Source organism: Spongiimicrobium salis (genome assembly GCF_043678055.1).
Taxonomy (GTDB): Bacteria; Bacteroidota; Bacteroidia; order Flavobacteriales; family Flavobacteriaceae; genus Spongiimicrobium; species Spongiimicrobium salis.
In genome coordinates, this window is record NZ_JBHEQA010000009.1 from 14,509 (window position 1) to 39,555 (window position 25,047).

Below are 25,047 nucleotides of genomic sequence, written 5' to 3' on the forward strand. Positions count from 1 at the left end.
AGTCATAAAATGAAGGTGTAAACATAAAATAAAGGGCAAAGTTACACCCGTTTGTGCTTAGAAAATTACTACTTTACATGTATAAGACCGTAGTGCTGCATGATGACCAATGATGAACACATACTAAAATATGCTAAAAATGAATCGAATTATTACCATATTGATTTTTACAGGAACTATGATTTCCTGTAACTTTTCCGATAAGACCGAAAATACGACAGAGAAGTCCTCTGCCACAGAAATTGTAGAGGATAGTACCGCAAATGAGCAGAAAAAACAACTCCTTGCGATCGATACGGATGAAGCTTTAATTGCAACAGCACTAATGGCTGCTCCTGAAAAAAGCAGGGCAGGGTGTAAAGTAATAGGCTATAATATGGCCGGGGAATTTGTGACACTCAAAGAAGGGGATAATGAATTCATTGTTCTTGCAGATGATCCCAATAGATCCGGATTTAGTGCAGCCTGCTACCACAAGGATCTGGAACCCTTTATGGCTAGGGGACGGGAACTCAAGGCCATGGGCAAAACAGCAGTTGAAATTTTCGATATCAGGGAAGCGGAAGCAAAATCGGGCCAGTTAGATATGGGAACTCCAGGATCTACATTACATATATACTATGGGCAAGATGAATTATATGACCCTCAAACTTCCAAGGTGGAAGGTGCGAAATACCGTTATGTCGTCTATTTGCCATTCGCCACCGCAGAATCCACTGGACTTCCTGAAAACCCTGTACAAGGAAATCATCCTTGGATTATGAATCCTGGAACCCATAGGGCGCACATAATGATCACTCCTTTGACCAAAGAAAGCGAATAATCTAAAGGGGAACTAACAAAAACACAATAAGGTATAGCCGCAATTATGGTTGAAACTGGTTAAACGGAAGATGTATTCCCCTAAATCCGTAACTGCTGTGCACAATGCAAAAAGACGCTGTGAATAAACTGAGCATCCTAAGAAACTATTACAAACCGATACAACCTACAGTTTCGGATAAGGAGAACGAAATAAGCTATCAAGAGATACAGCCCAATGAAGAAATTGAGAATTATGTATACTGTTTTTGGCAACTTAAAACACAAAAACCGCTAGACCAAGTGTACAACTATAGGGTGGTATCTGATGGATGTATCGACATATTTTTTGATCATAATCGGCCAGCAGAAAGTTTTGTGATGGGTTTTTGTCGCAAATACACACAATTCCCGATCGGAAAAACGTTTGATTATATTGGGATTCGATTTTTACCTTCGGCCTTTCCAATTTTGTTTCAGATCAACGCCAAGATCTTAAGTAATCAATCTCAAGAACTTCATAAAATCTTACCCGATTTTTCCAAGTGGATACATGTCACGCTTAGATCTTCAGATTCATTGGAAAGCATTACAAAAGCCCTGAACGAAAAAATAATCGGCTATTCAAAAATTAAAAATATGCATTGCGATTCCCGATTTCTGGAAGCATTGCACCTTATTTTTCAGAAAAATGGATTTTTGAATACTGAAAAAGACCTGAGAACGGGTTTAAGTCCACGACAACTTCGCAGAATTTTTAACTTTTATATTGGCACAAGCGCGAAATCATTTAGTAATGTGGTACGGTTTCAGCATATTTTAAATGCAAAACCTTCAAGACAGAGTCTAAAAGAAAACAAACTCTACTATGATGTTGGATTTTTTGACCAAGCTCATTTCATTAAAAACTTCAAAACGTTTTACGGAGTTCCTCCTTCAGAAGCTTTCTCTTAGATTTGTCCGATTTTTACAATACTTCCCTTTCCTGTCCCCCTAGATTTGTAGCAACATAAGCATTGACAATGAAAACTTTAGTGGTGATCGCATGGGTTCTAACGCTAAGTTGGACCAATGCGCAAACAACAGACAAAATGAAACTTAACGCAGGAATAATTACCGAGAAATTACAGGAAACCAAGGAATTCTACACCAAAGTATTGGATTTTGGCGTAAGTTTTGAAAATGAATTTTACCTTTTACTTCACACACCAAACCATTCTGCTGAAATCAGCTTTTTGCAACCCAACCACCCCAGCCAAAAACCTATTTTTCAATCGGCATTTAACGGAAAAGGAGTGTATTTGACTATTGAAGTGGAGCATGTAGACGAGCTATATAAGCAACTATTGGAAAAAGGAATTGAGGTGGCAATTGAGATCAGGGATGAACCATGGGGCGATAGACATTTTGCGATTGAAGACCCCAACGGAATCGGAATTGACATTGTGACCTACACAAAACCGGAAGAATAAAACACCATGCACCAGACAGGGTATAAACAATAAAAGTTTGAGTGCTTACTCAAACTGCTTTTTCGGTAAATTACTGTATCTTGTATATGGAAAGGGAGTTGCAATAGCTCCACTCTTGTTCCTGAACGGGATGGTTTAAGCCCCATTCACTTGTTTTTTACCGCAAGAATAGATTACATGGCATTATTAACAGTACACTATCTAATCAAAGATGAACAAAATGAATAGACCCCCTATAAAAATCGAAAATCCCTGCCATATGAAATGGGATGATTTAACGCCCTTAGAAAATTCGAAAGATAGGCACTGCTCCGAATGTTCGTTTGATATTATTGATTTCAGGACGATGACCAATGAGGAAATCATTAGGTATCTCGCAGAAAGGAATGGTAAGAGGGTTTGTGGAGCACTATGCCCAAGGGAAAAGAAAGCTGACCCAATGGTTCAAAGAAGGTTGAAAGCATGGCACGCTGGAATTAAATCAAGGGTAGGGAATCATCATTTTAAAAGCTTTTTATTGTTCGCTATTGGTATCATGATGTTTGCTATAGGTTGTGAAAAGGATGATGATGAAGTGGTAATTGGAGTGGTTGAACCGGCCGATGAAACGGAACTTAGAGCGGAGGTAGCGACACAATCCAATGACAGCATCGTATTAGAAATCCCTAAGGCTAAATCGGGATTATAATGGACAGTTTCGATGGTGAAAACAAGTCTTTTTGCTAAATTTAGGGTTGCGGTGGAATGGCATTGACAGCTTATTTTGTAACAAGACCATTGTCCGACCGCTTTAATATATTTTAGATTATGCCACGCCCAACCACCATACAAAACGTTTTAGAGCAGCTGGATCGTATCATTGAAGAAAGTATTGCAAGCAATAGTAGATTGGGGTTATTTGCCTATATCTACAGGCGCACAACTGCTGAGATCGCCTCGGAGATTGCCTTAGGGCATTTTCAGGATAATCAGCGTTTGGAAACCCTGGATGTGGAGTTTGCCAATATGTATTTGGATGCATACAGTGCCCATAAAAAGGGTGAACCGGTCAGTGCAGTTTGGGCTTTTGCCTTTAATCATGCAGCGGAGTCTTTGACTATTCTACAACATATTATGCTGGGCATGAACGCCCATATTAATTTAGACCTTGGTGTGGCCACGGCAAAAACGATGATGGGTCATGAGATTCGCGACGTTGAGGCCGATTTCAATAAGGTTAACGACATCCTTCAGCAGATTACGAACGAGTTGCAAGCTCGCCTAAGCCGGGTATCGCCCCTTATGTTTCTGCTTGACCTTCTTGGAGGAAACAAGGATGAAAAAGTGATTGATTTTAGCATGCGAAAAGCGCGTGAACAATCTTGGAATTCGGCTAACCTCGTATGGTCTTTGGGAGAAGATCAAGGAGAAGGTGCCATACACAAAATAGATCAGATTGTCCTTAAACTGAGTGAACTTATTAAAGCCCCAAAAACACGAGTGATTCGGTTTTTACTCCGACTCATGCAAAAGTTCGAAACCAAACAAGTGAGCAGCATCATTTCCAAATTAAAGCGAGATTAGCTTAGCGGGAACTGAATGTATTGGTAAAATTTCGTTTAACTTTAAACTTTCTTTACGGATTGATTTCGGTAGTACGGGAATATTAGCACTGGAAAAAAGGGAAAGCGCTATAGACAGGTTCTTGTCCCCAATTGAAAAGAAACAATAATGAAAATCTCTAATAAATTAGTATTCCTATTCTTCTTGACTATCTTCTGCACAAGATCTTTTTCGCAGAAAGTGGTAGGATCTTACGAACCTGTAAAAAATGATAGCCTTAGGGTGGGAAAGGGAGCAAATGATTTTTTGCCCTTTGTTCAAAAAGGGTATACGTTGATGCTTCCTGAAAATAAGGAAATTAGGGGAGTACTCATTTTTCTCGAAGATTCGCAATATGACAAAAAGAATAGGAGTGCGAAGCAGATGTATGCTTCCGCATCGGAAGAAGGCTTTGCAGTTTTGTCTGTTTCCACTGAAATCCCCCTTGACTTTTACTTCTCTGAGTCGTCCATGATTGCTACGCATGAGCTAATTCGAGAAGTCTTCACCAAATACCAATTGCCTAATGAAAATATTTTCTTTTTAGGGGCTAGTTTAGTAGGACATAGGGCGATGCAATATCTCAAATTTATGGGAGAAGGTGATTTTGAGTTTCAACTTCATACAAAGGGTATTGTCATGTGCAATTTTACATTGGATTTCACGAGGAAATGGTACCAACATAAACGGGATATTAGAATACATAAAATTGATTTGGGGGAGCCAAAATTTATCAATTATTTGTTGGAAATACATTTAAATGGTACCCCTAAGACAAATCCGGAGTCCTATCATAATTTCTCAACCTACAGCTATTTTGATGAAAAAAACAGAAATATAAAATTTTACAAAAACTATGCTATCAGAGCGTATATAGAACCTGCCATAAAATATAAGCTCACAAAGCAGTTAAGAACCTTGTATGAAAATAATGCGACGGACATGGTCGGTTTTTTGGCTGAATTGGAATTGACTGGTAATAAGAATACAGAATTAGTTGTTTTACAACCTGGAGATAATCCTTCACCCAACAAGAATACGCAATCAACTTGGGATGCCATAAATAAAAAGGAACTCATGGATTGGATACTACAGCAAACCGTAAAATAATCTATCCCAGATTATGGACTATAATTTAAGTCACCCCTTTCAACCAAAAGAATATTTACTACCTTTAATAAAAACCGGCACTAAAATAACTGTTTCCTTAGGAAATGTGATTTTCCCGGGAATCGTGTTCATGATGAGTATAGCTCATCAATTCAATACAGAAGAGCTGAAACCATAACCAAGAAATGCGCTACAATGAAGAAAAGATACCTCCTCCTCGTTTTTTATATATTCTTTATAGTATCCCTAAATGCACAAGAATATTTTGAAGGGGAATTGCAGTATAAAATAACATATGAGTCCAATAATGGAAATTTACCCATAAGTGTTCTGGAGCGGGAATTTGGAAAATCATTTACCGCCTATGTAAAAGAAGATAGGTATGCAATGATATATCATGGGGAAGGACAGAATGGTTGGATGAAAACTATTGTAAGACTAGATCAAGGCTATTCCTATACGGAATTTGAAAAATTGGACACCATTGTCAAAACCAAGTTTGGCAGCGAAAAAAACAATCTTATGAAGTTTGATCGCAATGCGAATAACAAAAAAGAAATTTTAGAGGAAACATGCGAGTCCGTGACGCTTGAATATAAGCCTATGGATCCAAATTCTTTTTTCTCTGAAATGCGGGGCACCTATTACTTTAATCCAAAGTATAAATTAAATGCAGCACTATACTCGGAATATACAGACGGATTTTGGAATTTATTTGTTAAAGAATCACAATCAATAAGTATACGAAATGAAACGGAATTTTACCCGCTTTTCAAGTCTATTCAAGAAGCAATATCCATTGAGGAAAAAAGTATGGATGATAGCATTTTTGAACCAAACCCCAATAAAGTACTAAAAACGAACTAAGACGATATTGCCAAGAATATATGCTTGTCATTGAGGTTGAAAATCCCTTAAAACATCATGAGTTCTCAAGTGAACTTCTAAAATTCAAAAAAAACCAACCGATGGTTATGCGAAGACATTGACACGAAATGATAAAATCTAATCTTATGAAATATCTATGTTTATATATTATTAGTCTTTTGCCAGTATTTTCGAGTGCGCAACAGCCAGAAAATAAAGTGAAGTCTTATCTTGACAAAGGAGTAAAAGCTCCAAACACCCATCATATTGGGGATGCTTGGTTGAATTTTTTAGTTCAAGCTGACCAAGAATTTAATCAAAATATTACGCAAGCTACATTCAGTGCAAACGCTACATTGGATTGGCACAAGCATAATACTTCTCAAGTAATTATAGTAATTGACGGGAAAGGCTACTATCAGGAAAGAGGTCAAGAGCCAATCTTAATGAAGAAAGGTGATGTTATTAAATGTGAAAAAGATACAGAACACTGGCACACATCATCAAAAACTAAAGGGGTTTCCTATTTAGCAGTATATGGAGCTCAACCGACCGTTTGGACGGAGAAACTAACTCAAGAGTACTATGATGAAGTTTCCAAAAAGCTGGATGGTATAGAATAACAACGACTAATAAGGGTATAGTTCTTTGCTTTGAATTTTCCTTTGGGAAAATCACTCGCATCCAACCAAGCCGGTTATTATTTATTAAATTGCCCACTAAATCAAGGCCAACCACCCTTATACGCTATAGTCTCTACATGGAATGTAAAAATTGCGGAAATACTGTTAAAGGAAAATTTTGTAATCAATGTGGGCAAAACGTGCGAGTGGACCGATTGACCTTGTCCAGCTTTCTCGAAGAAATCTCCGATAGCATTTTTCAAGTTAATAGAGGGCTTTTTTATACGGTCAAGAGCTTAACCAGAAGGCCTGGACACGCAATTCGAGAATTTTTAAATGGGGAACGAAAATATTACTTTAAACCAATTGCTTATGTCTTGCTATTATCCACACTCTACTTTTTCATCACAGAAATACTGGGAAAGACTACCCTTTTAGATAATGCCATCTCAGGTTTTAGAAGAGGAGCGGAAGACAAATCTGATTTTTCGCACAATGCTGCAATTTTAAAATTTTCTACAGAATGGTTAACGAACAACTTTGCCTATTCCAACCTTCTCCTGATACCGATATTTTCAATTGCGTCCTACCTTTCCTTTTTTGGAAGGAAACAAAACTTTCTGGAACATATTGTAATCAATTCCTATATCGCCGGGCATCAAACTATTTTTTATTCACTCTTTAGTATTGTCGGTTTTCTGCTCATGCAAGATGATCTTGGGGTAACACTGGCCTTTACCATCTCTATTGCATTCAGGTTTTGGACATTTTTCCAATTTTATAATACAGAAAACAAGATTTATACCTCCTTTCGACTTATACTGACCTACTTCCTCTTTTATGTGGTAATTATGATTTTACTTGGTTTGTTGGTCATAGTTACTGTAATTTTAGAGGAATACTAAACATAAAGGTACAAGGCCATGGTTGCAAATCCGGACAAAATGAAATTAATCAAAGTAGTGCTTGTTGCTTTTTTACTCCTCGGTTGGAAGGCTACATCTCAAGCACAGCTATCTCGTATTGAAATAGCTCGGCCGAGCATTGAACAAGAAACGACTTCAATTTGGCGAACCATCAATGATATTCGGTTTTTTGAAAAACAAGGGTATCGGATTCATCTGCCCAAGGACCCCTTAATGGATTCCCTGATCGTAAAATCAAAAAAAGGAGCTTTTGGAAATGAAGACTTTGCTGCGATTTATACTCTTGTGGAAACCAAGGTCTTTAATCCCAAGAACTATGAATTGGCCATACAAAAAGTTGAAAACCAGATGGACTTAATGAATACCATAATCCATGAAATAGATGCGGAGAAAAGTCAATGGGACTGGAAATTTAAAATGTTTGATACCTACCAGGTAATTTTTACCTTATATGGGACGGGAGGTAGTTACGACCCTGATGAAGGAAGGATCACGTTACTCACCAATAAAGAAGGGGAATTTATGAATTATAAACAACCCGCAAATACCATCATTCACGAAATTACCCATATGGGAATGGAGTATTCCCTAGTCCGTAAACACAATCTTCCGCATGGATTAAAAGAAAGAATAATAGACACTTTCGTATATCTAATGTTTCAAGAAAAATTACTTGAATATAAAATCCAAAATATGGGCGATAATGATATTGATCAATATTTGAATACGAAAAAAGATATTGCATATCTGAATGCGATAGTATCCGAATTTGTAAATGAATAACCCGCTATTATACTGATTGCGCCTAATTCCTCTGGTGAATGAAGACCATGACTTTTCCTATATTTAGGCACAGTTGACTACTTATTTAACCCTTGACCAACAGTTGAAGGGTGTGGACAAATAAAATCAATATCTTGGAATAGAAGTTGATCATACAAACATTCCTATGATTTCTGCTATAAAAGTAATGTTAAATTTCTATCTTCCCTCCAGTTTAGATATCTTCACAATTTTAAGAATTGTAAAACGATCGATGACTATGTTTTATATTCGGCATCTTAATATTTCATAAGCCCAGAGATTTAAATACATGGAAGTTACACCAAAAAAAGGCTTTAAGGGTCTAATTGAAAATTGGCAAAGTGATTTAATCGCAGCAGTGAGTGTCTCCCTCATTGCTTTACCGCTTTCATTGGGTATTGCATTGGCAGCAGGTGCACCTGCGATGTCAGGTATCCTTTCGGCCATTGTTGGCGGGGTGGTGACCACCTTTTATCGTGGAGGTCATATATCGGTTAACGGACCTGCCAAAGGGGTTATAGCCGTCATCCTTTTGGGTATTGCATTAATGGATGATGGTTCGGGACAAGCTTTCAATTATGTCTTGGCAGCAGTAGTTGTTTCTGGAGCAATTCAGGTGGTGTTGGGATTATTGAAATTGGGCCGATTGGCCGATATCTTTCATTCTTCCGTGATTCACGGTATTTTGGCGGCCATTGGTATTATCATTTTTGCAAAACAAATCCATGTGGCCTTAGGTACACACTCGGATAGCCCTAGCATTGTACAGAATCTTGTTGATGCTGTGGTATACTTACCCCAGGCAAACCCTTTTGTGGTGATTATTGCGGTAGTAGGGTTGCTTTTACTCTTGTTTCATTCTAAAATCAGTTATCGGGTTTTTCACATTTTACCAGCACCAATGTGGGTGATTGCCCTTTCTATTCCCTTTGTTTATCTTTTTAATTTCTTTGACCAACATACACTTTCCTTTTTTGGAAAGGCCTATGAGGTAGGGCCAGAGCTACTATTGGACATCCCAGATAATATTATGGATTCTATAATGCATCCTAATTTTGGCAAAATCAATACCATTGAATTCTGGACCACGGTATTGTCCATTTTAATCATTACGAGCATTGAATCACTGGCCATTGCAAAAGCTGTGGATAAAATTGACCCATACAAACGAAAGACGGATTTAAATAAGGATTTAACTGGTATTGGACTTAGCACCATGGCGGCCGGTTTCATTGGAGGCTTGCCCATTATTGCCGTGATTATTAGAAGTACGGTCAATATTCATAATGGTGCAAAGACCAAGTGGTCCAATATGTACCAAGGCCTCTTATTGCTGCTTTTTATTGTGGTATTGAGTCCTATAATGCGACAAGTACCGCTATGTGCTTTTGCGATTTTATTGGTGTATACCGGATTTAAATTAGCTTCGCCAGCGGTTTTTAAACAAGTCTATAATCAAGGTATTGAGCAACTAATATTCTTTATGGGGACTATGGTTTTAACCCTTTATACGAATTTATTGATAGGGTTGCTCGGGGGATTATTATTGGCCATGGTCAGTCATATGTTATTGGCGAAAGTACCTATACCCCAATTTTTTAAAATGGTCTATCGTTCTGGATCCAATCTGGTGAAGAGGCCAGATGGGGGTTATGATCTAAAAATTAAAGGAATCGCAAACTTTCTGGGCATTTTAAAGGTCGATAAATTAGTGGCGCAAATTCCTTCTGGGGCAGATGTGAATATTGATTTATCGGAAACAAGATTGGTAGGCATGACCTATATGGATTACCTTGTGGATTATTTAAAAATGCAAAAGAATACAGGAGGTGAAGTGATCATAAAAGGATTGGATTCCCATGTTTCCTCCTCTACGCATAATAGGGCATTAAAAATTTCTTTGAACAGTACTCCTCCCAAATTATCGTCAAGGCAAACACGATTGCAAAATTTAGCTAATGAAAATGATTATCAATACAGGCATCGCGTAGATTGGAACACGAAGTACTTGAAGAATTTTCACTTTTTTGAAATTAGACCTATCGAACGCAAATCAAATTGCCTCAGAGGAACATTTGAAGATGTAAATGTGTCTTGGGAAATAGCAGATGTGACCTTCAGCGAAGGCGCTGCTTTTACGGCCGAAACTTTCAATACCACTTTAATGGTCTTAAAGTTGAATAAGAAGATACCCGTTTTCACCATGGAAAAAGAAGGGATGTTCGAAAAAATATTTGACCGTGTAATGGCCTATACGGGTTATAAAGACATTGATTTTGAAATGTATCCGGATTTTTCCAAAAAATTCCTGATTACGGGAAACAAGGAGACTGAAATTCGATCTTTTTTTACGGCTGAAATCATTCGCTTTTTTGAAAACCATCAGATTTATCATTTGGAAAGTAATGGGGAGGCATTGGTCATTTTTGATAAAATCAAATTGGCCAGGACCGATGAAACCGTTGCCTTTATTGATTATGGTAGAGAATTGGCCGCGCTTTTAAATGTGATGGATTAAGATATGGAAAGGACGTAGCCCAATGGAAAAGCATAAGAGGAACAGGCAATTACCGGAATCACCCCTATGTTGGCTGTAAATATTTATGGAATGGATAAATTGGATTATAGTATATCATTGAGAGAAAAAGGGCTTTCTTCAGAGGATATTAAAAAGAAAATGAAAGAAAAGGGTTTTGAGGATTCTGAAATATTGTATTACTTAAAAAAATCGGATAAAATATTTCTAGACCACTCCATTAACTACAGAAGATCTAAGTCCAGTAAAAAGTATGATAATGGAATGAAAATGATAGGGCTAGCGCTGAGTCTTATACTTTTGATCGGGGTGTTTTTTGGATATGTAACGATAGGCTTGTTGGGATTATTCTTTATTTGGAGTTTAATTGGATATAGTTCCTACAGAAAATAAGGAATTGAAAAAAGTGAATCAGAATTTCCGATAAGTAATGCCAAAAGTCCAGTATTACGTATATGTCATAGAGTTGTCTAAACGTGTGTTTTCTGAAAATGCCCGATTTAGAGCAGCAAACCCCCAATTCAATGGTGTTTTGCAGTGCTTGTATGTTGGGATGACAAGTAAGACGCCCAAAGAAAGATTTCAACAACACAAGACAGGGTATAGAAATAAGAAAGGCCATAAGCTTTCGTCCAATATTGTTCAGAAATACGGCCTGTATCTAAGACCCAGTTTATACAATCATATAGGCCCATTATCCACGAGAGCGGAGGCCCTAAAAATGGAGGAAAAGCTTGCGCTGGCACTGAGAAGGCAACGCTATGCCGTATGGTTCAATTAAGTATAAGCATCTGTGAATTGAGAAGATATACCCTATGAAGCCAAAAAAATAAAAGGAGTGTCCAAGCGGAAAAATAATACACTAAGAGAAGGACTGGAAGCGTTCTATGAGAATTATCAGGAAAGTCTCAATCATCTGGATAAAGGTTTGCCAAAGGAGGTAAGAGACTTTTTTAGGTCTCATGATGTGGCCCATGTGATTTTTGGATGCGACATTTCGCTTTTTGGGGAAGGAACAGTGAAACTATGGACGGTCTTTGGCACTACCCTTGGGTTCTGGAAACACCTTTCGGAATATAGAAAAGCAAATGCTTTTGAACTGTCAAAAAAGTTTAGCCCCACTGTTGCGATACGGGATTTTTTTAAACTTTTTATAATGATTCCCTCACTGATACTCCGTGCCAAAAGGATGCATAGACCCTGGCCTTGGAAGGATTTTGAGGAGTATTTAGACCTTCCTATTACTGAAATAAGAGAGGAATTCAACATCAAAGTGCTAAAGTGAGATGCTGGAATACCCATCAGGAAAACACCGTCATGAGGAAGCTCTTTCCCCAAAGAATATTTACTATCTTTAATCAAAACCAAGTTTCAAAGCGGTGATGTCATGTTAAGAAATTGCTTCTTAGGTTGTTATATCCAATGGCATTCCCCAAGATGTTCTGGCCCAAATTATAGTACATATCCTGAATAAACGGAACAATAATTGTTCAAGCAGCATGCATAGAGAAATTTTTATAGATGGGGGACTTTTTGTTGGTATTGTGGCAATAGTAATTGCTTTTTACTTCTTTGGATCTTCTTCATTTATATGGGAGAATTCCTTAATGGAACAAAGCGGAGAAACAGGGGATTTAAACACTTATTATGTTGAATCATCGGCTCGCTATAATGTCCCATACATTAAATTTAAGATGGAATTCACCTTAAATTCAACAGAAAAACGATATAGGCTTAGCATGATACAATTTGGTAGGAGTCGTTATCATGAACGATTTGAAACGCTAAAAGGTAAAATAAGGGATTCTGAAAAGGTCAGTGTTTGGATAAAAAAGAACCAAAAAAATTGGGAAAAGCCTATTGTCTTTAAAATAACAACTAGAAATGGTGAAATACTGTATGGTTTTGAGGAGTCCAACTCCAATACACGGATGGGGTTTTTGATTTCTTTGGGAGTTGGCTTCTTGGGAATAGTTTATTATTTAAGATCCTTATATTGGAAAAAAGCAAAGCGTCTATAGGAATTGTTGGGATAGTGGGTCTAAACTTCAAAAAGAATTGGATTTATGAATAGTATTCAAGAATGGATAGAAAAGTATCATGGGGAATATGAAGGAGGATTGGTGAAAAACCTAAATAGTCCGGTTGGAAAGTATAGCTATCAACAAAAAAGTGGAAGTATAGAGATTGAGGGGACTACGATTAGTATAAATTTTAATGAGGTTGGAGGAGCAATTCCAGTGGCAGAACCTATTAGAATGACCTTACATTTAAAGAAAACATACGAAACAGAATTGACCCTATTTCCAAAAGGTTTAGGACATAAGTTTTTGGATTTTGTATTGCCGAAACGGAAGATATCTATTCCGGAATCCATACGAAAACAGTTTCGCTTTGATGGAGACAAAAACCTATTAAAAAAACTTACCTCTGATAGTACTTTTACCGAAAGCATACTAGATGAAAACATTTATATAGACACGGGAAAAGAACCAATTGATCGTATTGTTTTAACCCCTGCACATGGAATAAAGGATGTTGAGCAATTTGAAAAGTTTGTTTTTATATTGAAACGGATTGAAAATGCATTAAAAACGATACATCAGAACCCAGTTGCCTAATATACAGATCAACACTGCAACCCATACGACGAGATTGCTTCCAAATTACCCTAGGTCACTATGGATCTACAAACAGAATTCCTCTTTAAATGCACTAAAATTCCTAGGTAGAATTCATTGCAATTTTGCTATCTTTCGTTTAGAACCAAAAAGGAATAGGGACACTTTGGGCAATAGGTTTTTATAGATGAAGGATTTTATAGAAAAAGCATTTGGAATTACCGTAACGGACGCTAAGAAGCTTCAGGGATATGAGAATGCAAACTATCGTATTAACGCAGAAAAAAACGACTATGTATTTAAAACCTACACCTATTCGGAGGCCTTGAACGACATTTTGAAAGCCGAGAACGAGACCCTGTTGTTCCTAGGAGAAGCGTTTGACACAAAAATCCCGAAACCCATACCCTTTCAGGACCATACCTATTTAAAAACAAGGGATACCGATCATGGAAAAGAAAGCTGCCGAATGTTATCTTTCTTGCCTGGTGAATTTTTGGGAGATGTAGCACATACCGAGCTGCTGTTTAAATCCATAGGTACTTTTTTGGCAAGGATAGACTTAAAGTTGAAGGACTTTCACAACTACACCTTACAGGCCAGGCAGTGGGAGTGGGATATGCAATATTTTCACTTAAACAAAAAGTATATAGAGGATATCCCCAATCCAAAAAATAGGAACATCGTCCATTATTTTTTTAATCAATTTGAAGCAATTGTTAGTCCCCTTGCGCCTAAATTGCGAAAGCAAATTATTCACAATGATGCCAATGAATGGAACCTTCTTGTCCAAAATGGCAAGGTTTCAGGAATCATTGACTTTGGTGATTTGGCGCACAGCTTTCTGATCAACGAACTTGCCATTGCCATTACTTATGCTTGTTATGACAAGGAAGATCCTTTGGCATGGGCCGTCATCATCCTAAAAGCCTACCATGAAACGCTGCCCCTAGAAGAGAATGAAATACATGTTCTCTATTCCCTCATAGCAGCGAGGTTATGTGTCAGTGTATGCAATTCTGCACATGCTCGCAAGGTAGATCCAAACAACAGTTATGCCTCGGTAAGTGAAAAAGCGGCCTGGGAAATGTTATACCGCTGGCTTGCGATCAATCCCTTAAAAGCGGAGAATATGTTTAGGGAAGCAGCTGGTTTTCCTGGACTGAAAGAGGTGTCTATTGCCGATGTGGTTCAGCGAAGGCAACAGCATATTAGTACAGTTTTATCATTGAGTTATAAAACCCCTATCCACATGGTCGGGGCAGCCTTTCAATATATGTACGACGCCTCTGGAAATACGTTTTTGGACGCTTATAACAACATTCCCCATGTAGGGCATTCACATCCCAAAGTGGTGCGTGCGGCGCAGAAGCAAATTGCCAGACTTAATACCAATACAAGATATTTATATGATGAATTGGCGGATTATGCAGAAAAATTATTGCACCATTTTCCAACGGAACTTAACCGGGTGTTTTTTGTGAATTCAGGAAGTGCTGCAAGTGACCTGGCCCTTAGAATGGCACATCAACATACAGCTTATGATCATATCATGGTGATGGAATTGGGGTATCACGGGAATACGCAAACCGCTATGGATATCAGCGACTACAAATTCAATAATCCTAAGGGGAAAGGACAGAAGCATCACATTATTAAAACGCCATTACCAGATACCTATAAAGGGAAGTATGGAAAAGAGCAAGCCAATGCGGGCAAACAATATGGGATAGATGCCGCAGCTCAGATTGAGAATAGCTCCTTTCCCATTGCAGCATTTATTTGTGAACCTATTGTGGGTTGTGCAGGTCAAATACCATTGGCCAAAGGCTATTTAAAAGAAGTCTATCCTGCTATTAGGGCTCAAGGAGGAGTTTGCATCAGTGATGAAGTGCAAACCGGTTTCGGAAGATTGGGAGGGCACTTTTGGGGGTTTGAAGCACAGGATGTGGTGCCAGATATGGTGGTTTTAGGAAAGCCTATTGCCAATGGCCATCCCATGGGGGCAGTGGTTTGTACGGAAGCAATTGCCGCTTCTTTTGAAAAAGGCGTGGAGTTTTTTAGTTCATTTGGGGGAAACCCGGTATCCTGTGTCACTGCCGCTGCCGTATTGGAAGTACTAAAAGAAGAAAAATTACAAGAAAACGCCAAAGCAGTAGGTCAGTATTATATGGTGCACTTAAAACAGTTGATGGCAAAATATGCTTGTATTGGAGATGTTAGGGGCGCGGGCTTATTTATTGGAGTGGAAATCGTAAAAGATCATACCCAATTGCCAGATACCGCCTTGGCCAATCACCTTAAAAATGAATTGAGGAACAATCATATTTTGATCAGTACCGATGGGCCTTTTGATAATGTGATTAAAACAAAACCGCCCTTATGCTTTAGTAAAGAAAATGCCATGGAAGTGGTGGCGAATATCGATAGCATATTGGGAATGCATTACAAGAAAAGAACAACATAAATCTCAAGAAATAACAACAATTCTTATATTGGGTTGTTGTCCTAGATTAAACAAAAAAACCAGACCTATGAACAGAATTGGAATACTACTATGTTTTTTGATACTGGGATGTATGTCCTGTAAAAACACCAAAAAAGAAATAGACAAGCTTGAGCTCGCCAAGCGATACTATGAGGCTCTTGATACCTCGGATAGGATGGAAATGGCAAAATTGCTAACGGATAGTCTTTTAACCAGGGAAACAGAGTACGATTACGAACAGACCTTTTCCCAAGAAGAGTATTTGGAATGGTTGAAATGGGATTCCGTATTTGGACCAGCCTATGAAATCCTTGATATTGGGGAGGAAAAGGGGTTTGTGAAGGCCAGCGTTTCTAAGGTGGATAAAAGAATTCTTTTTCTTCATGAAGAGCCTATTGTGACACGTCAACATATACATTTTAAGGAGGATAAGATCATCACAGTTGAAACGACCAAATACGAAGTTTTTAAGGATTCGATATTTGTAAAAAATAGAACGGAATTTTTACAATGGATCAATGAAAATCATCCTGAACTGAATGGCGTTATCTACGATCAGACGAAGGCAGGCGGCCTAAAATACCTAAAAGCCATGCAGCTGTTTGAAGATCGGAACTAAAGGGCATTTATAGCACAGCACTAAAAATTTGGTTAACTTTAGGGGTGTTTCCATGGGTTTAGACCAATCCCAAGGACAGCAGATGTCCCTCCACGAAACATAAGATGCCGAACCAAATATGAAGAAAACAATAGCAGCCGTTGCCATTATAAGTACAGGAATATTGGTTTTGTACTACTTTTTTACAAATAATCCCGAGAAAGTAGTATCGAATACCACTAACAAAAGCCCGGAAAATGCCTATACTACTTTGGTGTGGGCAGATGAATTTGATCATAATGGACCCATCGACTCTGAGAAATGGTTTCATCAAACCCAGCTCCCGCCTGGAGGTAGTTGGTGGGGCGGAATCATTCAACACTATACGGACAAGATTACCAATACCTATGTTAAAGATGGTTACTTGAATCTTGTGGCCAAAAAAGAAACTTTTGAAGACCAGGGAGTTGTCAAAGCCTATACTTCTGCACGATTGAATTCAAAATTTGCGTTCACTTACGGTAAGGTAGAGGTTCGGGCAAAATTGCCATCCGGTATAGGGACCTGGCCGGCTATATGGATGCTCAACAAAAATATTGATGAAGATGGGGCCTATTGGGACAATAAAGGTTTTGGGACTACCAAATGGCCCAATTGCGGGGAAATTGATATTATGGAACATTGGGGGAAACAGCAAGATGAGGTTTCCAGTGCTGTACATAATGGGTCGAGCTATGGGTATAATGTCAAGAATGTGGGTGGACAAAAGGTCGATAATGTTTCCAATGAATTCCACATCTACACCTTAGAGTGGTCCGAAGAGAAAATGATATTTAGCGTAGATGGTGTTGAGCACTTTCAATACCATCCGGAAGTGAAGAATGCCGATACCTGGCCTTATGATACAGACTATTATATTCTGTTGAATATTGCCATTGAAGCCGATATTGCTCCTGATTTTGTTGAAAGCCCAATGGTGATAGATTATATCAGAGTGTACAAATGATACTCTATGCAGCTTCTTTTGTAGATAGAGGGATTTGGAAATAACACAGGAAAATTTGAAAGAAACCCCACTTAAGCCCGGTAACATTCCAAGGATTATGGGAACCGTACTATAAGAAAAAAAATACATTCTAATAATTGGTCCTCATAAAGATACCGATACTAGGATAATCATAAATTGAATGCAAATGATACGAAAACTACTTCTAGGAATTTTATTGACCGGATTTGTCGCCTGTAAAAATGAACAACCTTCAATATTTTCCTTAACAGGAAAAACGAAAGGAATAACCGATGGGACTGTTCTTTACTTAAACGACCCAGATATTAATGCAGATGTGGATTCTACAGTGGTCACCCACAATAGTTTTGTTTTTAATACGACACTGGATCAAGAGCCATTGCGATTTTATTTACACGATAAGGATTATTCCAACTATACCGCATTTTGGGCCGAAAATACAGCAATGCAGTTCGATGCAAGTACAAGCGATTTCAGAAATGCGAAAATAACAGGTTCCGAAACCGAAGCGCTGAGTAGTAGCCTTATGAAGGCAATGGATACGGTTTCGAGGAGCGAGGGGAGAAGGTTGGAAAAGAAATTTGTTAAGGATAACCCCAATAGTATTATCAGTGCAAATATGTTGAATATCTACGCCACTACTTGGGGGAAACAATTGACCCAAGAATTGTTCAATAATTTTTCCGAGGAAAATAAAAACTCAAAATACGGTAAAGAAATTGCCACATATATTGCCTTGAATAAAAACCCAAAGATTGGAGAGCATTATATTGATTTTGAAATGCTGGATCCGCATGGCGTACAACAGAGACTGTCCGATAGCGGGGATAAGATCGTGTTATTGGAGTTTTGGGCGTCCTGGTGCGGCCCTTGTCGACAAGAAAACCCCAATCTGGTAAAAACCTATGAAACCTATAAGGAAAAAGGATTTGAGGTTTTTGCCGTCTCTCTGGACAATACCAAAGAAAGTTGGTTACAGGCCATTGAAAAGGACAAATTGGGATGGAGGCATGTCAGCGATTTAAAAGGAAGTAGAAATGCCGCCGGTTTAATTTATGGAGTGAGTGGAATACCGGATAATTTTTTAATTGACAAGAACGGAAGCATCATTGCTAGAAATTTACGAGGGGAAAAATTAAATGAAAAACTTTCCGAATTGCTGAAGTAGGCAAAAAATCCAGTTTCATGTCATGCATAAGCCGCGGTTCAAAGAATGATGGGTTTAGAAAGGGAATGTTGAATTTCCAAAAAACACCTATGCTTTGCCTACACATTATCAAAACCAAGCGGCATGTCTGTTTGAAATAGACATGATTGGAAGTGAAGTATGCTGAAAATTGTACATTTGACATAGCGGATTTTATTTGAGTAGATGAGTAGGGAAAAGTCGATGTTCGATGAACAAATAATTGAAGCCAATCTTAGCTCTGGAAGTATATGGAAAGTTTGAAGGATATATTGAGCATTGATCCGGATGCGCAAACAAAGACGGTTAAAAAAGGGCAAATATTACAGCGTGCGGGAGATAGCAGTGCCCGTACTTTTTTTGTAAAAAAAGGACTTTTGCGAAGCTACATTATTGACAGCAAGGCTAAAGAACATATTTTCCATTTTGCCTCCGAAGGCTGGTTTATTGCGGATGTGGAATCCTTGGAGTTTCATAAGAAAGTAGAGCTCTATATTGACTGCTTGGAGGATTCGGAAGTGGTCATCTTCGATAAGGATTGTTTGTTCAAGGCCAATTTGCCCAAAGAGCGTATTGTAGATAATGCGCGGCTGCTATATCGCCGGATGGGGGTGTTGCAACGTAGGGTGTTGATGCTCATGAGCACGCCGGCAATGGACCGTTATGCCTATTTTTTAAAAACGTATCCGGATATCCACAGTCGTATCCCACAACATATGGTGGCTACATATTTGGGGATTACCCCACAAGCACTTAGCACCATAAGAGGAAAAATTGCTAGGGGCCAGTGACCATCAATTTCTTCATCTAGATGAATGCATAGGCATTCAAAAGTGCGGAACTTTGTTAGGAACAAAATTTCGTACTTATGAGCAAAACATATTCCAACGGTACCATAACGATCCACTGGCAACCCAAAAAATGTCAGCATGCCGGCGTTTGTGTAAGGACTTTACCCAAAGTGTATAAGCCTAAGAATACCCCTTGGATAAATATCCAAAATGCGACGACGGAAGAACTTATAGAACAAATCAATAACTGTCCTTCGGGCGCTTTAAGCTATACCACAAATGAATAAAATATTGCATGTAGAACCGCTTGGTTTTCCTTGGAAAACCCAAGATCCCTTCCTATTCTGTGCCTATCACAGGGACGAATACCCTGAGGGAAATGCAAGCATGGGAGTAGCTGCCGAAGCACTAAAAGGCAGGCCTATTGGGCAGGATTTTATGATCAAAGATGGGTGGAGAATGTATCACGGAAATACGATACCAGGTTTTCCGTACCACCCGCATCGAGGGTTTGAAACCATTACCATTAATAAAGAGGGGGTGGTTGATCATTCAGATTCCCTAGGGGCGGCAGGCCGTTTTATGGGTGGAGATGTGCAATGGATGACTGCAGGAAAGGGCATTCAGCATTCAGAGATGTTTCCCTTGCTCCGTGAAGATGCCAGGAACCCTTTAGAGATTTTTCAAGTATGGCTCAATCTTCCCAAGGTTTCCAAAATGGTAGCACCACACTTTAAGATGCTTTGGCGGGAAGATATTCCCAAAGTCATTCATAAAGACGAGTCTGGCAAGACAACGACTATTGATGTCATTGCGGGAAATATGAAACATACACAAGCTGCAGATCCAACACCGGACTCTTGGGCTTCAGATCCGAACAATGCTGTTGGGGTATACACCGTGAAAATGGAAGCGAATGCCCAATGGAAATTGCCTAAGACGGCAAGAGAAGCAAATAGATCCATCTTTTTTTATAAAGGAGAACATCTGGAAGTAGATGGACAAAACGTAGCTGCAGATCACCTTATAGAAACGGAGACGGATGCAGATGTCCTGCTTAAAAATGGAAACGTCCCTGCTTTCTTGCTTATTTTGGAAGGAAAACCTATTGGGGAACCCGTTGTTCAGCATGGCCCTTTTGTGATGAATACTGCAGAGGAGATCCGTGAAGCGATGCGGGATTACGGCAAGACCCAATTTGGCGGTTGGCCTTGGAAAGAAACCGAAGTGGTTCACGCCAAGGATAAAGGGAGGTTTGCCCTGTACAACGATGGAACAGAAGAAATCAAATAACAAGAACTATGACATCAAAGAACAACACTACTTGGCCAGTCCTTAATTTTGAGGAAATTCAGGAGACTCTGGAAACCCTTCATCAATGGATTCAGATTGTAGGGAAAATACGTCTGAGAACAATGCCCTGGCAAAATCATTCTTGGCATGCGGTACTGTACATTAGTGCCCACGGATATTCCACACACGGTATTTCTTATGAAGGGCGTATTTTTCAGATCGACTTTGATTTTGAGCAGCACAAGCTCTTTATCCTATGTAGCGGGGAAGAAACGCAGCATATAGACCTGCGACCGATGACCGTGGCCGAATTTTATGAGAGCTTGTTCAAGAAGCTCCATTCGCTAGGAATCGAGGTGAAAATTCACGGTAGTCCCAACGAAATGGAACCCGCCATTCCTTTTAAAAAGAATACGGTAAACCGATCGTACGATCCAAAGGTAGCACATAGCATCTGGCAAGCCATGTTAAAAACCAATGCGGTATTTCACCAATTTAGAAGTGAATTTATAGGTAAATGTAGTCCTGTGCACCTATTTTGGGGCGCTTTTGATTTGGCCGTGACCCGATTTTCTGGAAACCCTGCACCCTTACATCCAGGAGGAATGCCCAATATGCCTTTGGACGTAATGCAAGAAGCGTATTCCAAGGAAGTCAGCAGTGCTGGATTTTGGTTAGGTTCGGAAGAATTTCCATTCCCGGCCTTCTACGCTTACGCCTATCCCAGTGACCCGAAATTCGGTGCACAAAAAGTATTGCCAAAAGCGGCTTTCTATAGCGAAGAAATGGGAGAGTTTTTCTTGAAGTACGAAGATGTACAGAGGTCAGACGACCCAGAAAAAGCCCTATATGACTTTTTGCAAACGACCTATGAAGCCGCAGCCAATACTTCCCAATGGGATAGAGTGGCATTGGAAAAGTGATCACCCAAAATTCGTTTAGGATTAACACTCATTAACCTTCATTAACTATCAATAGCACATTGAACTTCTAGTTTTGAGGAAATAATACACCTTAAAATACCTGCATCCATGAAGTTCGTCAAGCTAATATTAAATATAGTGCCTACATTGTTATTGATTGTTGGATGTAAGGCGCAAGAGCCAAATTGCGAGGTACAGGAATTAAATACGAAGCTCATCAAAATGATGAAGGAAGAGCAAGATGTACGAAAGGCATTAATGCCCTTGATCGCGCAGAATCAAAAGGATGGTAGCGGTGGATTGGAACTATTTGCATTGGCAACAAAAATGGGCCAAATCGATGAAAAAAATCAAAAAGAATTAAACGCGATTTTTGAACATTGCGGTTGGCCGGAAAATTTGATGCCCAAAGCACATCAAGGCGTATTTCTAATATTACAACATAGTCCGGATTCCTTAATGCGAAAACATTACCCTAGGGTTAAAAAATATGCAGAAATGGGTCTCTTAATGCCCGATGATGCCGCTACAATGTATGATCGTCTGCAGATGTATGCCCGTAAGCCACAACGTTATGGTACTCAGACTTTTCAACGAAACAGTCAAAATGTAGTATGGCCCATACAAAACATGGATAGCCTGTCAAGCTTGCGTAGCTCAGTAGGTTTGCCCAGTATGGAAGCCTATTTTAAAATTGCAAAGGACAGTACAACGATTGAAATTGTCTGGGACAAGAAATTAAAAATAGAAGACATTCCAAGAAATGAATAGCCTTAATATACAGATCTCTTATCCTAATTTATACCTTAAGTTTTGCCGAATAAACTATTCGTTCATAAAGAAGGGGATAATGGTCAAACTCTTAATTTGCGTATTGAACCGATCTTGAATCGGAAGACCTTCGAACAGGCTATTTCCTTTTTTAAGTCGATCAGACTTTTCCTTATCTTATTTATCGATTGAATTATAATAGAAATTGCAGGCTTACCCTAGGATTCATTACTTTTGATGAGGACTGGATTAGAATTCATGAAACCAAAGCTTACAAAAGCTCCAAAATGCAAAATTTAGGGTTTAATATGCCTAATCATAAAGGTTCAATGGATGAATTTATAACAGAAGGATAGCTCGTATAGAAGCTGCTTGAAAACGTGCATCTACAGCACAACTTAAAACAAAAGTAAAATTGAGGGCAAAGAGATACGGAAAACCTGCCATATAAAGTATATTTTAATTAGAAGATATGCCAAGTCCTATCGAAATTAAATGAAATAAACGATATCATTCCTACCGAAGCCACAGAAAGCAAAATATGAAAGATTTTTTGTCCAAAATATATAAAGTGGATGACGATATTCTAAGTGAATATCTTTCGCATTGGGAAGAAGTTATAGTGCCAAGAAAAACTGTGATGACGGCTCCAGGTAAAACACAACGCTATTTGTATTTTGTCCTTGAGGGAATTCAAAAATCGTATTATTTGAACGACGATAAGCAGCATGTCATTCTGTTTTCCTATGCTCCCTCATTTAGTGGGGATCCAGGTTCCTTTGTCACTCAAACCCCTTCCAAATATTTTCTTGAGACGATTACCAAAAGTACATTTTTACGCATTTCCTATGAAAAACACGAGCAGCTCATGGAAGAACACAGGCAACTTGAAACCCTATTTCGCAAAGCCATTGAGTATCTCTTAATAGGAGTTATGGAACGACAGTATGAACTAATGGCATTTGATATAGAAACCCGATTTAAAATTTTCGTTAAAAGAAGCCCGCATTTAATTAGCCGAATCCCTCAAAAAGACCTGGCCTCTTACTTGCGAATGGATTCTACCAACTTCAGCAAATTGATCAATAATGTTCGCGTTTAGGAATCTTGGTATATACCAAGAATGAATCGTACCCCAGCTTCTACATTTGCATCATACAAGTATTAAATTAAAATATTACGTTATGAATGCAATAGCAAAAGATGAAATTAGGAAAGCCTGTCAAGATTGGATGGATGCTTTTAACAGTCACGATATTGATCAATTAATGTCGTTGTATGATCCTGAGGCCAGTTATAGTACAAGTGGGGGTCCAAGAAGGTCTGATCTGGAAACGATTAAACAAGGTTTTATAGAGCACTTTATGGTGAAGCCACATGCCACAATTTTTGAAGAACAGGTAATAGCTGGTAGGGATGTTGGCTATTATACGGGTAATTTCATTATGAAGGGAACCCATCCTGAGGATGGAACAGAAATGTTGGAAAAAGGACGCGTCGTGGTGATATTTAGAAAATCACCTTCTGGAACCTGGAAATTAGTTTTTGATATGGATAACCGTCCTCCGGACGTTCAATAAAAACTTTGTGATCATGAATAAAAAAGGAACTGTTCGTAAAGCGGCGTATCCCAGGCAAATTGCCGATGTGGTAAGCGCCTATTTGGAAGAGGGGGATATTGAGGGAATACTAACACTTTTCCATCCGGAATGTATGGTCTGCTTCCCCCCAGAAGAGCCGCCAAAAAAAGGAATAGAGGCAATCCGTACACTTTTTAGTCCGTTTGTTGAAGAAAGGGCGCGTCTGAAAAGTACAGTTATTGGAGAGCTGATACATGGTGATCTAGCTTTGCTTCAAGCGAATTGGAAAATAGAAGACTCCAAAGGAAATGTTATGGCTGAAGGTAGCTCAACAGAGGTAGCCAAACAAAAAGAAGACGGTTCTTGGGTATACTATTTAGATTGTCCCTATGGACTGCCAGGGGGAGTTATAGGATGATTAAGAAACCTGCTCTTTTTCTGAAAGCGTCTTTTGAATATGGTAGCTACGAGATATCAGGAAGGAATATATATTCCTTCTTGACGCTTGAAGAAAATGGGAAAGAGAGGTATTATAAAAGCATCAAGATTAGATTTTAATTTGCCGATCGATCTGTTGATTTAAGGAAATAAAGGTCTCCGTACGCGAAACCCCTTCAATTTGTTGGATGTTTTTATTGAGTACATGCATTAAATGCTCATTGTCTTTACAGAGTACTTTGATCAGAATAGACCAGTTGCCCGTTGTATAATGACATTCCAAAACTTCAGGGATTTTTTCCAGTTCCTTAACCGCAACTGGATTGCTCATGGCCTTATCGAGAAAAATACCGATATAGGCCATCGTGGTATACCCGAGCACTTTAGGATTAATGACAAACTTGGACCCGGCAATGAGTCCGGAACTTTCTAACTTGCGAAGGCGTTGATGTATAGCCGCACCAGAAATTCCGATGTTTCTCGCAATCTCTAAAATAGGTTTACGGGCGTCCGCCATAAGATATCTTAGAATTTTCTTGTCTATACCATCTATTTTAACGGTATCGTTACTTATTTTCATAAAAAAGGAATCAATTTAAATCTAAAGATAA

Annotated in this window: 29 protein-coding genes; 28 read left to right on the forward strand and 1 reads right to left on the reverse strand. The window is 38.8% G+C overall.

Going from position 1 to position 25,047, the window contains the following annotated elements:
* The first annotated feature begins 139 nt into the window (after positions 1-139).
* From ACEXOE_RS23145 to ACEXOE_RS23280, 28 genes are all read left to right on the forward strand, one after another.
* Positions 140-823 carry a hypothetical protein gene (locus ACEXOE_RS23145; protein ID WP_394751256.1) on the forward strand — a complete coding sequence of 228 codons (684 nt, stop codon included), beginning with the start codon at positions 140-142 and terminating at the stop codon, positions 821-823.
* Positions 824-927: 104 nt separating this feature from the next.
* Positions 928-1,755: an AraC family transcriptional regulator gene (locus tag ACEXOE_RS23150; protein ID WP_394751257.1), complete on the forward strand. Its 828-nt coding sequence runs from the start codon at positions 928-930 to the stop codon at positions 1,753-1,755.
* Positions 1,756-1,892: 137 nt separating this feature from the next.
* Positions 1,893-2,273 (forward strand): VOC family protein, encoded by a 381-nt coding sequence (locus ACEXOE_RS23155; protein WP_394751331.1) that lies wholly within the window; start codon positions 1,893-1,895, stop codon positions 2,271-2,273.
* A gap of 220 nt (positions 2,274-2,493) precedes the next feature.
* Entirely contained in the window at positions 2,494-2,961 is a 468-nt protein-coding gene (locus ACEXOE_RS23160) for a hypothetical protein (protein ID WP_394751258.1), read from the forward strand.
* A 119-nt stretch (positions 2,962-3,080) separates the two neighbouring features.
* On the forward strand, positions 3,081-3,836 hold the full coding sequence (locus ACEXOE_RS23165) for a DUF5995 family protein (protein ID WP_394751259.1): 756 nt from the start codon (positions 3,081-3,083) through the stop codon (positions 3,834-3,836).
* 147 nt (positions 3,837-3,983) lie between these two features.
* On the forward strand, positions 3,984-4,964 hold the full coding sequence (locus tag ACEXOE_RS23170; protein WP_394751260.1) for a hypothetical protein: 981 nt from the start codon (positions 3,984-3,986) through the stop codon (positions 4,962-4,964).
* 195 nt (positions 4,965-5,159) lie between these two features.
* Positions 5,160-5,831, forward strand: coding sequence for a hypothetical protein (locus tag ACEXOE_RS23175; protein ID WP_394751261.1), 672 nt, complete (start codon positions 5,160-5,162; stop codon positions 5,829-5,831).
* 146 nt (positions 5,832-5,977) lie between these two features.
* Positions 5,978-6,454: a cupin domain-containing protein gene (locus ACEXOE_RS23180; protein ID WP_394751262.1), complete on the forward strand. Its 477-nt coding sequence runs from the start codon at positions 5,978-5,980 to the stop codon at positions 6,452-6,454.
* 206 nt (positions 6,455-6,660) lie between these two features.
* A complete protein-coding gene (locus ACEXOE_RS23185) occupies positions 6,661-7,359 on the forward strand; it encodes a DUF3667 domain-containing protein (RefSeq protein WP_394751263.1) in 699 nt (232 codons plus the stop codon).
* Between the two features lie 39 nt (positions 7,360-7,398).
* Entirely contained in the window at positions 7,399-8,163 is a 765-nt protein-coding gene (locus ACEXOE_RS23190) for a hypothetical protein (RefSeq protein WP_394751264.1), read from the forward strand.
* Between the two features lie 310 nt (positions 8,164-8,473).
* A complete protein-coding gene (locus ACEXOE_RS23195; protein WP_394751265.1) occupies positions 8,474-10,702 on the forward strand; it encodes a SulP family inorganic anion transporter in 2,229 nt (742 codons plus the stop codon).
* 90 nt (positions 10,703-10,792) lie between these two features.
* The gene (locus ACEXOE_RS23200; protein WP_394751266.1) at positions 10,793-11,113 is read left to right on the forward strand and encodes a hypothetical protein; all 321 of its coding nucleotides are present in this window, start codon (positions 10,793-10,795) and stop codon (positions 11,111-11,113) included.
* Between the two features lie 37 nt (positions 11,114-11,150).
* On the forward strand, positions 11,151-11,501 hold the full coding sequence (locus ACEXOE_RS23205) for a GIY-YIG nuclease family protein (protein WP_394751267.1): 351 nt from the start codon (positions 11,151-11,153) through the stop codon (positions 11,499-11,501).
* 57 nt (positions 11,502-11,558) lie between these two features.
* On the forward strand, positions 11,559-12,005 hold the full coding sequence (locus ACEXOE_RS23210; protein WP_394751268.1) for a hypothetical protein: 447 nt from the start codon (positions 11,559-11,561) through the stop codon (positions 12,003-12,005).
* Positions 12,006-12,219: 214 nt separating this feature from the next.
* On the forward strand, positions 12,220-12,741 hold the full coding sequence (locus ACEXOE_RS23215; RefSeq protein WP_394751269.1) for a hypothetical protein: 522 nt from the start codon (positions 12,220-12,222) through the stop codon (positions 12,739-12,741).
* Positions 12,742-12,786: 45 nt separating this feature from the next.
* Positions 12,787-13,341, forward strand: coding sequence for a hypothetical protein (locus ACEXOE_RS23220; protein ID WP_394751270.1), 555 nt, complete (start codon positions 12,787-12,789; stop codon positions 13,339-13,341).
* 187 nt (positions 13,342-13,528) lie between these two features.
* Complete coding sequence (locus tag ACEXOE_RS23225; RefSeq protein WP_394751271.1) at positions 13,529-15,808, forward strand: aminotransferase class III-fold pyridoxal phosphate-dependent enzyme; 2,280 nt, start codon at positions 13,529-13,531, stop codon at positions 15,806-15,808.
* Between the two features lie 67 nt (positions 15,809-15,875).
* A complete protein-coding gene (locus tag ACEXOE_RS23230; RefSeq protein ID WP_394751272.1) occupies positions 15,876-16,448 on the forward strand; it encodes a hypothetical protein in 573 nt (190 codons plus the stop codon).
* Between the two features lie 118 nt (positions 16,449-16,566).
* Positions 16,567-17,433: a glycoside hydrolase family 16 protein gene (locus tag ACEXOE_RS23235; RefSeq protein WP_394751273.1), complete on the forward strand. Its 867-nt coding sequence runs from the start codon at positions 16,567-16,569 to the stop codon at positions 17,431-17,433.
* A gap of 187 nt (positions 17,434-17,620) precedes the next feature.
* The gene (locus ACEXOE_RS23240) at positions 17,621-18,622 is read left to right on the forward strand and encodes a redoxin domain-containing protein (protein ID WP_394751274.1); all 1,002 of its coding nucleotides are present in this window, start codon (positions 17,621-17,623) and stop codon (positions 18,620-18,622) included.
* A gap of 269 nt (positions 18,623-18,891) precedes the next feature.
* The gene (locus tag ACEXOE_RS23245) at positions 18,892-19,431 is read left to right on the forward strand and encodes a Crp/Fnr family transcriptional regulator (protein WP_394751275.1); all 540 of its coding nucleotides are present in this window, start codon (positions 18,892-18,894) and stop codon (positions 19,429-19,431) included.
* A gap of 77 nt (positions 19,432-19,508) precedes the next feature.
* Positions 19,509-19,718 (forward strand): (4Fe-4S)-binding protein, encoded by a 210-nt coding sequence (locus tag ACEXOE_RS23250; protein ID WP_394751276.1) that lies wholly within the window; start codon positions 19,509-19,511, stop codon positions 19,716-19,718.
* Entirely contained in the window at positions 19,711-20,724 is a 1,014-nt protein-coding gene (locus ACEXOE_RS23255) for a pirin family protein (protein WP_394751277.1), read from the forward strand. The genes ACEXOE_RS23250 and ACEXOE_RS23255 overlap by 8 nt, the downstream gene beginning before the upstream one ends.
* An 8-nt stretch (positions 20,725-20,732) precedes the next feature.
* Positions 20,733-21,647 carry a DUF5996 family protein gene (locus ACEXOE_RS23260; protein WP_394751278.1) on the forward strand — a complete coding sequence of 305 codons (915 nt, stop codon included), beginning with the start codon at positions 20,733-20,735 and terminating at the stop codon, positions 21,645-21,647.
* A gap of 108 nt (positions 21,648-21,755) precedes the next feature.
* Entirely contained in the window at positions 21,756-22,418 is a 663-nt protein-coding gene (locus tag ACEXOE_RS23265; RefSeq protein ID WP_394751279.1) for a DUF6624 domain-containing protein, read from the forward strand.
* A 541-nt stretch (positions 22,419-22,959) separates the two neighbouring features.
* On the forward strand, positions 22,960-23,520 hold the full coding sequence (locus ACEXOE_RS23270) for a Crp/Fnr family transcriptional regulator (protein ID WP_394751280.1): 561 nt from the start codon (positions 22,960-22,962) through the stop codon (positions 23,518-23,520).
* Positions 23,521-23,602: 82 nt separating this feature from the next.
* On the forward strand, positions 23,603-23,998 hold the full coding sequence (locus ACEXOE_RS23275; protein ID WP_394751281.1) for a YybH family protein: 396 nt from the start codon (positions 23,603-23,605) through the stop codon (positions 23,996-23,998).
* A gap of 13 nt (positions 23,999-24,011) precedes the next feature.
* Positions 24,012-24,416, forward strand: coding sequence for a YybH family protein (locus ACEXOE_RS23280; protein WP_394751282.1), 405 nt, complete (start codon positions 24,012-24,014; stop codon positions 24,414-24,416).
* Positions 24,417-24,545: 129 nt separating this feature from the next.
* Here the strand turns inward: ACEXOE_RS23280 and ACEXOE_RS23285 are convergent, their stop codons facing one another.
* Positions 24,546-25,016, reverse strand: coding sequence for an Lrp/AsnC ligand binding domain-containing protein (locus tag ACEXOE_RS23285; RefSeq protein ID WP_394751283.1), 471 nt, complete (start codon positions 25,014-25,016; stop codon positions 24,546-24,548).
* Between the last annotated feature and the right edge of the window lie 31 nt (positions 25,017-25,047).

What these genes read in the sequence shown, in the direction of transcription:
- ACEXOE_RS23145 (WP_394751256.1), top strand. Translation starts at nt 140, where the DNA reads ATGAATCGAATTATTACCATATTGATTTTTACAGGAACTATGATTTCC.
- ACEXOE_RS23205 (WP_394751267.1), top strand. Translation starts at nt 11,151, where the DNA reads ATGCCAAAAGTCCAGTATTACGTATATGTCATAGAGTTGTCTAAACGT.
- ACEXOE_RS23150 (WP_394751257.1), top strand. Translation starts at nt 928, where the DNA reads ATGCAAAAAGACGCTGTGAATAAACTGAGCATCCTAAGAAACTATTAC.
- ACEXOE_RS23165 (WP_394751259.1), top strand. Translation starts at nt 3,081, where the DNA reads ATGCCACGCCCAACCACCATACAAAACGTTTTAGAGCAGCTGGATCGT.
- ACEXOE_RS23240 (WP_394751274.1), top strand. Translation starts at nt 17,621, where the DNA reads ATGATACGAAAACTACTTCTAGGAATTTTATTGACCGGATTTGTCGCC.
- ACEXOE_RS23245 (WP_394751275.1), top strand. Translation starts at nt 18,892, where the DNA reads ATGGAAAGTTTGAAGGATATATTGAGCATTGATCCGGATGCGCAAACA.
- ACEXOE_RS23260 (WP_394751278.1), top strand. Translation starts at nt 20,733, where the DNA reads ATGACATCAAAGAACAACACTACTTGGCCAGTCCTTAATTTTGAGGAA.
- ACEXOE_RS23225 (WP_394751271.1), top strand. Translation starts at nt 13,529, where the DNA reads ATGAAGGATTTTATAGAAAAAGCATTTGGAATTACCGTAACGGACGCT.
- ACEXOE_RS23195 (WP_394751265.1), top strand. Translation starts at nt 8,474, where the DNA reads ATGGAAGTTACACCAAAAAAAGGCTTTAAGGGTCTAATTGAAAATTGG.
- ACEXOE_RS23160 (WP_394751258.1), top strand. Translation starts at nt 2,494, where the DNA reads ATGAATAGACCCCCTATAAAAATCGAAAATCCCTGCCATATGAAATGG.
- ACEXOE_RS23230 (WP_394751272.1), top strand. Translation starts at nt 15,876, where the DNA reads ATGAACAGAATTGGAATACTACTATGTTTTTTGATACTGGGATGTATG.
- ACEXOE_RS23235 (WP_394751273.1), top strand. Translation starts at nt 16,567, where the DNA reads ATGAAGAAAACAATAGCAGCCGTTGCCATTATAAGTACAGGAATATTG.
- ACEXOE_RS23255 (WP_394751277.1), top strand. Translation starts at nt 19,711, where the DNA reads ATGAATAAAATATTGCATGTAGAACCGCTTGGTTTTCCTTGGAAAACC.
- ACEXOE_RS23265 (WP_394751279.1), top strand. Translation starts at nt 21,756, where the DNA reads ATGAAGTTCGTCAAGCTAATATTAAATATAGTGCCTACATTGTTATTG.
- ACEXOE_RS23270 (WP_394751280.1), top strand. Translation starts at nt 22,960, where the DNA reads ATGAAAGATTTTTTGTCCAAAATATATAAAGTGGATGACGATATTCTA.
- ACEXOE_RS23285 (WP_394751283.1), bottom strand. Translation starts at nt 25,016, where the DNA reads ATGAAAATAAGTAACGATACCGTTAAAATAGATGGTATAGACAAGAAA.
- ACEXOE_RS23250 (WP_394751276.1), top strand. Translation starts at nt 19,509, where the DNA reads ATGAGCAAAACATATTCCAACGGTACCATAACGATCCACTGGCAACCC.
- ACEXOE_RS23200 (WP_394751266.1), top strand. Translation starts at nt 10,793, where the DNA reads ATGGATAAATTGGATTATAGTATATCATTGAGAGAAAAAGGGCTTTCT.
- ACEXOE_RS23280 (WP_394751282.1), top strand. Translation starts at nt 24,012, where the DNA reads ATGAATAAAAAAGGAACTGTTCGTAAAGCGGCGTATCCCAGGCAAATT.
- ACEXOE_RS23175 (WP_394751261.1), top strand. Translation starts at nt 5,160, where the DNA reads ATGAAGAAAAGATACCTCCTCCTCGTTTTTTATATATTCTTTATAGTA.
- ACEXOE_RS23170 (WP_394751260.1), top strand. Translation starts at nt 3,984, where the DNA reads ATGAAAATCTCTAATAAATTAGTATTCCTATTCTTCTTGACTATCTTC.
- ACEXOE_RS23220 (WP_394751270.1), top strand. Translation starts at nt 12,787, where the DNA reads ATGAATAGTATTCAAGAATGGATAGAAAAGTATCATGGGGAATATGAA.
- ACEXOE_RS23190 (WP_394751264.1), top strand. Translation starts at nt 7,399, where the DNA reads ATGAAATTAATCAAAGTAGTGCTTGTTGCTTTTTTACTCCTCGGTTGG.
- ACEXOE_RS23180 (WP_394751262.1), top strand. Translation starts at nt 5,978, where the DNA reads ATGAAATATCTATGTTTATATATTATTAGTCTTTTGCCAGTATTTTCG.
- ACEXOE_RS23155 (WP_394751331.1), top strand. Translation starts at nt 1,893, where the DNA reads ATGAAACTTAACGCAGGAATAATTACCGAGAAATTACAGGAAACCAAG.
- ACEXOE_RS23275 (WP_394751281.1), top strand. Translation starts at nt 23,603, where the DNA reads ATGAATGCAATAGCAAAAGATGAAATTAGGAAAGCCTGTCAAGATTGG.
- ACEXOE_RS23215 (WP_394751269.1), top strand. Translation starts at nt 12,220, where the DNA reads ATGCATAGAGAAATTTTTATAGATGGGGGACTTTTTGTTGGTATTGTG.